The organism is Martinezella sp. CNPSo 3959, from assembly GCF_057784355.1.
The window spans coordinates 29,566-40,505 of the sequence record NZ_JBXSOV010000005.1 but is presented as its reverse complement, the minus strand read 5'-3'; the positions used below and the strand labels follow the sequence as shown (position 1 = coordinate 40,505).

Sequence of the window (10,940 nt, the reverse complement as noted above, 5' to 3'; positions counted from 1 at the left end):
ATTACTTCGTTCCGATCAATCTTCTTCGAAAAGACGTCTTTCACAATATTATCGATGAGCGAAAAGTCGTTTGTCATCTTTATTGCCTAGTTGAACCAGAAACAGTGAATGACGGACGACAGGCGCTATGAGGCACCTATCGCGTCCAGCAAGTTCTCAAATTCGCGACGCAACCGTCGCTTTGTGTCAGCATCTGAAAAGACTGACGGATCCGGTGCGTTGATCGCTTCCGGCGAAGACGTGCGGACCAGGTCCGCATGGACCCAATATCGGTCCCTTGCGAAAGGATAGGTCGGCACGCTGACCTTTTGCGGCAGGCGATCGCCATTCAGGCGTTTCCAGTCGATATCCTGGCCGTTCACCCATCGCACCAGGATCACGTCGTAATCAGCCTGCGCATGCAGTTCCGCTAGGGAGCATTCCGGGCGATCGCCAGGCTTTTGGCTGGAGCTCCAATGAATGCCGTCCGCATCCTGTCCCTCGCTAAGCAGCAAGCCGAGCTTGTTCTTCAGGTCGTCCACCGAATACGCAACAAATCCCAGCCGATGTTTCATCTGGTCCCGGCCCACCTGGAGCGTACAGGCCAGCTTCACCAGATCGGCATGCGTGAACTCGGTTCCCGCCGCCTTGCGGGTGATCCACTGTAACAGTTTCTCCGCATAGGCCTTCAATCGATCCTGATATTTGGCCGACAACACGATCATTACGGGAGTCTCATTTGCCCGTACCGAGGCTGTCGGCGCCTGCGCAGGGATATATTCCTCAAGCACCAGATGAGCGTTTACCCCGCCGAAGCCGAACGAGCTGATCCCTGCGCGCAATGGGAGTTCGCGGCCTTGCGCGTCGGTGATACGCTCCCATTTCCGGGTTTCACTGACGATATGGAACGGACTACCCTCTAGATTGATGAGCGGATTCACCTCGCGGCAATGCAAACTCGGCGCCAGCGTCCTGTGCTTCATCTGAAGCAGCACCTTGACGACGCTGGCCACCCCCGCGGCAAGCTCCAGATGCCCGATATTGGTTTTGACCGACCCAATGCCGCAGCCAGACATCTCATCGTTCGAAGAGGCCGGATAAGCGTTCAATTCCCTGAACGCTTCCTGCATGCTGTTGATTTCGATCGGATCACCCAGCGGCGTGCCTGTGCCGTGCGCCTCGATATAGCCGATGGTTCGTGGATCGATATTTGCCTGCCTGATGGCCGCAACCAAAAGCTCCTTCTGTGCTTTCGGATTCGGCGACGTCAATGTGTTTGCTCGGCCGCCGTGATTGATCGCGCTAGCTTTGATCACACCGTAGATGTGATCTCCATCCGCTTCGGCTCGCGACAATGGCTTAAGTATCAGGATGCCGACGCCCTCGCCCCGGACATAACCATCCGCCTGGCTGGAGAAGGTTTTGCAGCGGCCATCCCTGGCTAGCATTCCCGCCTTGCTGAAACTGATATGGACCTGTGGAGAGAACATGCCCTGAACGCCGCCGACGATCGCGACATCGGCCTCGCCGCTTCTGATAGAGCTGATGCCGCGGTGGATCGCGACCAAGGAGGAGGAGCAGGCGGTATCTATAGGCTCGCTCGGACCATGGAGGTTGAGAAGATGGCTGATGCGGCCCGGCGCGATCGACGAGACCGTGCCAATGACCGTCTGCCCGCCGATCTCTGCGCCGGAGTTCGCCAACACGTCCGCATAGCCGCTATTTCCGATACCGACGAACACGGCCGTCTTGCTGCCGGAAAGGCTGGCAGGCGCATACCCTGCATCTTCGATCGCCGTCCAGACATGAGTCATAAGCAGGCGATGGCAGGGGTCCATCAGCTCCGCATCTCTAGGCGAAATGCCGAAGAACAAGGGATCGAACTCGCCGCTGCCGGCAATAAAGCCGCCCCATTTCCTGTCGGTCTTGTTTTTCTCTGTCGCGGGGTTGCCGTAAAACTCCTCCCAGCTCCAGCGCTCGATCGGAATTTCACTTATGCAGTCACGGCCGTCAGCCAGATTTCTCCAGAATTCGTCAATATCCTCCGCCATCGGGAACTTTCCGCTCATGCCGATGATGGCGATCTCTCCGATGGCATCCTCCTGCTTTGGCACATTTCCGATGCTGTCATCCGAAAAGCGCGTGGCATCAGGCGCCGGAGACCGCGGCGGTATTACCGAGGCCCTCCCATCGACATGGGCGGCTGTATCGCTCTGGCCAATCAGAGCTATTTCCTCCTCGCGCTCACCCTTTTCCTCTTCGCCAATGAAGCTCTGAAACAGGCTCGAATATTCTTCGAGCAGGTAGGCAGCGAGGCTGTCGATGCTGTTATATTCGAAGAAGATGGTCGGGGTGATCGCATCGGCGCTCCCGGGCTTCAATTTATACAAGTCATTGAGCTTGTTGCTGAATGTGGTGAAGGAAATCGAATCGAAGCCATAGGCACCGAACGGTTTGCTCTCATCGATCTCCGAGGGCCGCATGCGGACCTGTTGTGCGGCAATTTCCTTCAGCTGCGTGAAAACCTGTCTGCGCAGGTCCTGTGAGCTTAGAGGCGCCGAAACTTGAGTTCGATTTCTATCGAGGGGAGAAGTTTGCGGCGCCGCCGCTTTCAGATAGGTGGCTTTCATTTTCGCCCTGTCGCCTTCCAACACGACGACTTGCGCCTCCCCACCGTTGAGCACTCGGTAAAAGGCGTCGACACCCGACGCCGACTGCAAGGGGCTGACGCCCGTGCTGTCCGATATCGCTTTATGATAGTCCTCATCGGTCCGCATGCCCCCTTCATTCCACAGAGGCCAATCGATCGAGATCGTCTTGCCATGGCGTCTGCCCTGTTTGCGCAAGGTGTCGCGATGGTGGGCAAAAGCATCAAGGAATGTATTGGCAGCGGCATAATCCGCCTGTCCGATATTGCCGAAAATGCCGGATACCGAGGAAAACAGCGCAATGAAATCGAGAGGCTCATCCTTGGTAACCTCGTCGAGAGCAAGTACTCCGTTCACCTTTGGAGCAAAGACGGTGCGAATATCGTCGGCCGTCTTGTTCACGATCAAGGCATCGCGAAGCAGGCCAGCGCAATGCAGGATGCCGTTCAGCGCGCCAAACTGCTGCTTGATCCGATCGAATACCTGCCTTACACCGGCCGGAGAGCTGATATCCGCCTGCCAGTAAACGGCCACAGAGCCTTCCGTACAAAGCTCGTCCAGTGCCCGTTGCTGCGTCGCGCTGATTGCCCTGCGTCCGGTGAGCACGATCTTGACCCGCTTTCTTCGCAGCATGTCCTTCGCGAAAATCATCGCTAGTTTCCCCGAGCCGCCGGTGATCCAGTAGACGCCGTCCTGCCTGATCAAATCGGCGGGATCAGCGACCTCAGGCGACATTTCGACGAGGCTTTGCACCCGACGCTGAAGATCGGTGGTATAGCGAACATGGGTATGACTGAAGTCGCTCACGATCTCGCGCTTTGCCAACGCAAGGATCTCTTCGGCGGATTGCCGCTCCATCTGCTCGATGGAAACGAGCTTGCCCTTGAACTTCCGATTTTCCTGTTGCGCGGTTGTAAACAGCCCCTTCAAGGTCGCATGGAAACAGGCTTCACTATCGTCCGGCGTCAGGACAAGCAGGGTAAGCCTGTTCTTCGAGTTCTGCTGGATGAGATCAAGGCAAAACTGGAAGCTTTCCTGTATCTTCGCCGCGAGGACGGAAACGTCCACCTCCGGCTCTGCGCCTAGCCGAGGGAGATGTAGGACCCGGTATTGCGGCGCGATGCCGGCTGCATCGATCCCGCCCTGATCCATCCCTGCCAAGACGATTATATGGGTGTCTTCAGATGGGCCGAAGGCGGGATGTTTGTGATCAAGAGCTGGATCGATCGGCTGGTCGGTCCATGCGGTAGAGAGATAGAGCATTTCCTGCTGCTTCTGCCCCGCCGCTTTGCCGACGCTGAAATCGGCAGCAACGAGCTTTCTCGCGCAGAATTCTTGAATCGAAACGCAGATTTCACCCGCGTCATTCACGATGTCGATGTCATACTTGACGACAGCGCCTTCCGGCTTTCCTCCAGCGCTGAAACGGACGTGCGCATATCCGGTGACTGGCGTTTTCCGGTGGACGTCGATGCGCTTGACGAAGAAGGGCAGATAGCCGCCGGTCTCACCAGGCTGCAGGATCAGACTATCGGTTATCTGAAACGCGGCATCCATGATGCTGGGATGAAGATGATAGGCGTCGGCTTCCGGAATTCGGTGCTCCGGCAGCCGCAGTTTTGCTAATGCCTGGTTCCGATCCTTCCAGAGCGTCTCAATCACCTGGAAACTATTGCCGTAGTCAGCCCCGAGCCCCTCGAGGACGGAATAGAATTCACCTCGGGAAAGAGCGGAATCGCAGACGGACCGGATCGCCTGAATATCGACGATCTTCTCTTCGGTATGCGGTGCGTCTCCGCATGTCAGAAAACCTTGGCTATGGAGCGTAGGCGCTGATGGATCGCTCCCTTCGCTGAAGACTTCGTAGCGGATATGCTCTGTCTCTGGAGACAGGCTCACGCAAAGACGGCACTCCTCGTTGCCAATGATAATTGGCTGCATCCACACGACGTCATTCAGCGATGCGACCTTGCGGTTGCTGGCCACTTGTGCGGCAAAGAGCGTCATTTCCAGATAAGCCACGCCGGGAAGGACTTTTCTTCCTTTCAGGACATGCTCGGCCAGAAAGAATTCCTTGCCATTAAATACTGAGGCGAATTGCTGGCGATAAAAGTCGGAAACGTTCCTGTGTATCAATGGATGCAGGCCGCCACGTTCACGCGGCGGATCGCCGCGCTTTTGAACCTGCTGCCGGCGGTGATAACGCTGCTGCGCAAAGGGATAGGTGGGGAGTGACACGCGGCGCGGATCATGTCCCTGATGGAGCAAGCGCCAATCCATCGGAACGCCCCTCGCCCACATCTTCGCCAACTGATCCAGCTTGCCTTTGCGAAGCCATAGTTCAATCAATTCGCTGGCATCTTCGTCTCTTTCGACGAGATCGAACACGCCATTCTTATTATCCGTCTCTCCCTGAAATATCGCTTGATCCTTCTCATCGCCACGAAGGAAGCGAGAGAGGCCGTCAACGAGCTCCTCTATGCTGGACACGATAAAGGCCACGCGGCTTTCCATCGTCTTTCGGCCGATCTGCAGCGTATATGCCAGATTGGCCAGATCGGGTGTTTCATGCTGAAGGAAAGCGAGCAGCGTCTCTGCATACACGCGGAGCCTGTCCTTGTTTTTCGCGGACAGGGGAACAATCATGCGCGCCGGAGCCGGATATCGGGAAACCCGATCCGTTTCTTGGCGATATTCCTCGAAGATAGCATGAGCATTCGAGCCGCCGATACCGAAAGAGCTCAATGCAGCCCGTGCCGGAAAACTTCTCTCGTCCCATGACGCTTCCTGCTCCTGGACATGGAATGGAGAGCGCTCGAAGTCGATTTGCGGGTTCGGATCGCTATAATTGATCTGCGCCGGAATCCTATTGTGGTGCAGGCTCAATGCCAACTTCATGCAGCCAGCCAGACCAGCGACGGTATCGAGATGCCCGATATTGGGTTTGAGCGAGCCGATTCCGCAGAATTGTCGCTTGTCGGTATAGCGCTCGAACGATTCCTTTAGAGCCGAAACCTCGATCGGATCGCCCAGCGCCGTGCCGGTCCCATGCGCCTCCACATAGCGAATGGTTTCGGGATTGATCCCCGTTTTTTCCAGAACCTGTTGGATGACGGATGCCTGGCCAGACACGCTGGGCGCATAGAAGCCAGCCTTGTCGTTGCCGTCATTATTGATGGCGATACCACGAACCAAGCAATAAATATTGTCGTTGTCCCTGACAGCGTCGAGGGCTCGCTTGACCATGATCACGCCGGTCCCTTCGCCCGCGATCATGCCGTCGGCTTTGGCGTCGAAGGCTTTGCAATGTCCGTCGCTTGAGAAATTCAGTCCCGGCTGATGGATGTAACCTGCTTGGAAAGCGTCGAATAAAGTTGAGCCGCCTACAAGCGCGTAATCGACATCACCGGCCTGAAGTGCCTGATAGGCGAAATGGAGGCCAGTCAAAGAGGAGGAGCAATTGGTGTGCACGAACACGCTCGGCCCCTTCAGCCCGAGCTGATAGGAGATCATCGTCGGAATACTGCCGCCCTGGGCGAAAATCCATGACACGTAATCCTCGGCATTTTCCATGACCGCGGCCCGCTGAAGATCCGTTTGCAGGAGCGAGTGATAGAGATTGTTGCTGGCCGACATGTACACGCCGGTTCTCGCAATATCGTCCGGCGTGTAGCCGGCATCCTCGATCACCTTCCAGGAATGGAGCAACAATTGCCGAAATTGCGGATCCATCAGGGTCGCATTGCCGTGGGAAATCCGGAAAAAATCCGGATCGAAATAGTCCTTCCCCTCGAGATTGAGGGCAACGGGAACATAGGCCGGATGATCCAGAATGCCGGTGTCAAAAACCGATTTTGCGGCTTCGTCCGGACTGAGAAATGTAACGCTTTCCTTACCGTCTAGTAGATTTCTCCAGAATTGCCGGTGGTCCGGAGCGCCGGGGAAATGACAGGAGATGCCGATGATGGCGAGGCTCGTCGCATAATATTCCGGAATGTCGCGATCACGGTCCCGCCCCTCGGCGAAGACGATGGGAGCATGCATATGGTGAACGTCGTCCCGCGCACTGCTATCCTCCGTCGAAGATGAATTGAAATACTGGCTGATCTTCTCGACCGTCGGATATTTGAACAGATCGGTGACAGTGAACGGTCGTTCGAATTCCGTGGCGATCCGCTCGGCAAGGATGGTCGCCGACACCGAATTGCCGCCAAGCTCGATGAAGGCGTCGCTGACCTCTATCCCGCCAAGTCCGAGAACAGAGCGCCAGGTTTCCAGCAAGGCTCGCTCCAGCTCCGAACGCGACCGTGCGGGCCGGACATCTCTGTGCAGCTGGACATCGCGATCCATCAGCGCTCGCCGGTCGACTTTTCCATTGAGCGTCATCGGCATCTTGTCGAGCGGAATGAAAAAGGCCGGTATCATGTAAGCGGGCAGATTTTCCTGCAGAAACGTCTTGAAATCGGGCGCTTGTCCAGAGTGTCGGGCCGAAACGTAGAAAGCGATCAGACGCTTCACATCTCCGCGGTCCTGTAGAATGACCACACTTTCCTGTATGGCAGGATGCTTGCTTAGGTGGCTTTCTATTTCGTCCAGTTCGATCCGGAAGCCATTGAGTTTAACCTGGAAGTCGATGCGGCCAAGATATTCGAGCTCTCCATTGGCCATCCAGCGGGCAAGATCGCCGGTACGGTAAAGCTTGGCCCCCGGCGCGAACGGACTATCGATGAATTTTTCGGCGGTAAGATCCGCCCGGTTCCAATATCCCTCCGCCAGCCCGTCTCCGGCAATGCAAAGCTCTCCCGGCACGCCGACGGGATTGAGACGGTTGTGCCTGTCGAGCACATAGACCTGCGTATTGGCTATCGGCTTGCCGATGCTTACGGGCTCATCTTTTTTCAGGCGCTTGACAGTCGACCAGATTGTGGTCTCCGTCGGACCGAACAGGTTCCAGACATCGCTTTCCGTGTCGTCAAAACGCTGCTTCAGCACCGTCGGCATGGCTTCGCCGCCGCAAAGGATCTTGACCCTCTCTTCGTTGCGCCAGCCGGCATGAAACAGCATGTTCCACGTGGAGGGCGTGGCCTGCATGATCGTCGGTTTCGTTTGCCGGAGCAGCTGCTTCAGCCGTTCGGCATGCTGAACCGTCGCAGTATCGGCGATATGGCACTGACCGCCGACGATCAGCGGCAGGAAGAGCTCCAAACCGGCAATGTCAAAACTGTATGTGGTGACGGCAAGGAGCCTATCGTCCCGGGTCATGCCGGGCTCCCTGGCGACCGATAGCAGGAAGTTGGTGAGGGCTCGATGGGAGACCATGACCCCTTTCGGCCGTCCGGTGCTGCCGGAAGTATACATGATATAGGCCAACGGCTGAGCGGCGGCGGCATCCTCTCGGCCAGAAACAACCGATGGCTGCGTCGGCCATGGCTCATCCAGGACGATCACCTTCGCCGTCGACGGAGCTTCCTCCGGCTTTGCAGGGCTCAGCAGCTTCGCCACCTTGGACTTCAGGGCGGTCTGCGTCAGCACGATATCGGCGTGGCTATCGCGCAGAATGTATTTCAGACGCTCTTCCGGAAAGGCCGGATCGAGCGGAATATAGGTCATACCCGCTCGCAAAATGCCCAGTAGCCCGGCTACCATCTCGATCGAACGCTCCACGCAAATGGCGACGCGTCCGTTGGCGGATGGGGCTTGCGCCTGCAGATATCCGGCGATTTGCGAAACTCGGCGAGACAGCTCTTCATAAGAGCACGAGCGATCGCCGTGGACCAGCGCCACTGCGGTCGGCATTTCTCGCACCCGCGCTTCGAACAGCGCGTCCACGGTCTTCGTGGCGGGATAGGCGATGGCGGTATCGTTCCAGTCATGAAGCAAAAGATTCTCTTCCGCCTTAGACAGCAATGAGTATTCGTCGAGCGCCCGAGCCGGTTCGGTGATTGCCGCTTGCACCAGTTGGGCATAGTGATCGGCCATGCGGGCGATCGTATCCGCCTCATAGCGCTCGCACTGGTATTTCCAGTGCAGAACGAACCGCTCCTTGTCTTCGACGACCTCCAGAACCAGCTCGTACTCGCCTTCCTGTCTGATCCCCTCGACCCACTGAAAAAGATGGTCCCAGCGGGCCATATCCTTCAAAACGTCCTGGTACATGAAGGCGGCCTGGAAGATGGGTGCCGTCTCCGCCGAACCGCCCGCTCCTAACGCCGTCACCAACGCCGGGAAAGGATATTGATGGATCATCCCATCAAGCATCGTTGCCTGAAGTGCGCTGAGGAAAGCTTCGAACGTCTCGTCGGACCTGACTTGACTGCGCACCGGAATCATATTGACGAGGAAACCGATGACATCCTGGTAGCGGCCCTGGTTTCTCTCATTGACAGGCATTCCGACAATGAGGTCTTCCTGGCCCGAATAGCGGCTCAGCAGCAGTTTGAACAACCCCAACAACACGGTCGATGCATAGAGCCGCCGGCTTTCGGAAAATCGCTTGATCTGCGCGCTCAGCTCGGAAGATAGGACGCAGGTATGGCTGGTGCCGGCAAAAGGGTTGGTTTGTGCATGGCGCGGTGCCGCGGACAAGGTCAATACAGGCAAGGGCTCGGCCAGCTGCGCCTTCCAGTACGACAGGCGTGTCTCGCCTTCGGCACTCTCCAGCAACTCGTTCTGTTCACGCACGAAATCGTCATGGGTGGCGGATAGCGGAAGCTGTTGCGGTTCGCGGCCTGCGATCAAGTCTTGATAGGTGTTGAACAGCTCGTCCATCATCAACAGGATCGAGTGACCATCGAAAACGATATGATGGACATTGATCAGAACGATCGTTTCGTCGTCGGACAGCGAAAAGAGGGACGCTTTAAACAGCGGTCCCTGTTCAAGATCAAAAGCCTGCTTTGCCGTTTCGGAGAGCGTCTTGTGAATCTGCTCCGCTTGATATCCGCGCAGATCCGCCTGATGGAAAACAAGTTCGCGTTCCGGCTGTTCGGCATAGCCAACCGCGCCGCCAGAAACCTGGAATACCGCACTCAGGATCGGATGCCGCTGGACCAGAAAGCCGCAGGCTTTTCGAAAGAGCTGCCCATCGAGATGTTGGACGCGGAAACAAACAGGCACATTGTAAGCGTTCAGCTCGGCGAAACGCTTTTGTAACGCCCACAATCCTTTCTGTCCCTCGGATAGCGGCTTGCTTGCGCCTTGCGATTCATCGCTTCCCGGCGGCAGCGATGCCGATGCGCTCGCCTCCGGCGCTATCATCGACTGGCATTCGCCAGCGGTGACATGATCGCATCTGTCGGGATGCTCGGCTGCCAGATAATCCGAGAGCGTCGCGATCGTGGCATGTTCAAACAACAGGGCGGGAGAAAGCTGTATCTTCACGTCTCTTGCCAGCGCGGCGATCAATGCGACCACGCCGGCAGAGCTAAGGCCCTGATCGAAAAACGGCGCCTCGACATCGACCTGATTGACGTCGGTGTTGAGCTGCCCTGCTATGACTCGCTGCAAGAACAGCGCAATCTTTTCCCTCCCGCTCAAGGCTGACGCGCCGAACTCCGCCGGCCCAGATACGGATGGCGACACCTGTGCGCTCGCGCTGATGCTGACCGGCTGCGCCGTCTTTTGCCGATGCTCACGGTAGGGCAGTTTGTGGAAGCCTGGAGCATCGGGACCGGAGAGCCGGTCCTTGATCCAATATCGCTCCCTGGCAAAGGGATAGGTGGGCAAACTGGCGCGTCTTGGCTTTACATCGCCCCAGACCCCTTCCCAATCTACAGGAAAACCTTTCGCCCAGGCTTCCAGAATCTGCGGGTAGCGATGTTCACGAGCCCAGATCGAAATATTATCCGCAATCGCCTTGCCCGAGGGCGACGATGCGGATTGCCCCGCTCTGACCTGCCCGCGATAAACATCGGTCGGCCCATCCAGGCTGGTGAGAAATTTTCCAAGCGTGTGCTTCAGCTCGTGCAGGGAGCCGGCAACGAAGCCCAGGCGCTCGGGCAACGCCCGACGGCCGACCTGCAGCGTATAGGCAAGATCAGCCAGCAATTGCCACTCCCGGTCCTGCGCCTGATAGCGCGGATCGGTATCGAGATGGGCAAGCAGGCTTTGTGCGTAGGCGCGAAGGCGGTCGTCATTCCTGGCGGACAGCACGATCATGACCGGCCCGACGGGATATTCCTGCCCGGATCCGGCCAGCGGCACGGCAATATACTCCTCGACAATTACATGCGCGTTCGAGCCTGTGGCGCCGAAGGCGCTCAGCCCGGCACGTCGCGGATGACGCCGTTCATGAGCGCCATCGGCAAGCGAGGG

The 10,940-nt window shown here is 57.3% G+C and carries 1 protein-coding gene; it reads right to left on the bottom strand.

Annotated features, from left to right (window positions below):
* Positions 1–125: 125 nt before the first annotated feature.
* Entirely contained in the window at positions 126–10,784 is a 10,659-nt protein-coding gene (locus AC13RE_RS14060) for an amino acid adenylation domain-containing protein (protein ID WP_488563520.1), read from the bottom strand.
* Positions 10,785–10,940 lie beyond the last annotated feature (156 nt).